We start from the raw sequence: 738 nt of genomic DNA, 5'->3' as shown, positions 1-738 counted from the left end.
CCCCCCCCCCCCCCCCCCCCCCCCCCCCCCCCCCCCCCCCCCCCCCCCCCCCCCCCCCCCCGCTCCCACAGGATTTTTTTGACTTACCGGCGACGCAGGCGCGCCATGCTCAGGGTATCGACCAGTCGACCGTCACGCACGGCGTAATCGCGAAACAGGCCTTCGGTCTCGAAACCGAATTTGCGGTACAGGCCGATGGCCGCTTCGTTGTCGGCGTACACCGAAAGTTCTACCCGTTGCAGGTTCATCCAGTTGTCGGCGACGTCCAGCGCTGCTGCCAGCAATTTCGAGCCGACACCCTTACCCTGCCACGCCACGGCGACACCCATGCCAAAGCTGCCGGCGTGGCTGCGGCGGATCCGCGAAAACTGCTCCAGGCCAATGTTGCCGATGACCGATCCCTGGTGCAGCGCCACCAGTTTCACCGCCCGCTCGTTGTCCGCCATCAGGCGTTGGCGCCAGACCTCGCTGGACTGAAACGGCATTTGTAGCACCTGCCGGGCCACGGCGGGGTCGTTGTAGAGCGCGGTGATGCCCTCGATGTGGGATTCGCTGAAGCGTTCGAGGTGAATGGCGGGGTCGTGGTCGGGCATGGTGGTGTTCGTCCTTGATCGGTGTGTGACCGGTCACTCTAAACCGCGATCCCCATGTGTGACGAGATCAAAATGTGGGAGCGGGGGGGGGGGGGGGGGGGGGGGGGGGGGGGGGGGGGGGGGGGGGGGGGGGGGGGGGGGGGGG

General features: G+C 68.2%; 1 protein-coding gene. It reads right to left on the bottom strand.

The window, feature by feature from the left end; translation table 11 throughout:
- Nucleotides 1–83: 83 nt before the first annotated feature.
- Nucleotides 84–593, bottom strand: a complete 510-nt coding sequence (locus AC1RQB_RS28235) for a GNAT family N-acetyltransferase (protein ID WP_008067932.1) — start codon at nucleotides 591–593, stop codon at nucleotides 84–86.
- Nucleotides 594–738: the final 145 nt, after the last annotated feature.

The sequence above is a fragment of the Pseudomonas sp. GW822-FHT02E03 genome (assembly GCF_058802325.1).
Note: the sequence above shows the minus strand (reverse complement) of the source record. Positions and strands in the feature narration are given on the sequence as shown.

What these genes read in the sequence shown, in the direction of transcription:
- AC1RQB_RS28235 (WP_008067932.1), bottom strand. Translation starts at nt 593, where the DNA reads ATGCCCGACCACGACCCCGCCATTCACCTCGAACGCTTCAGCGAATCC.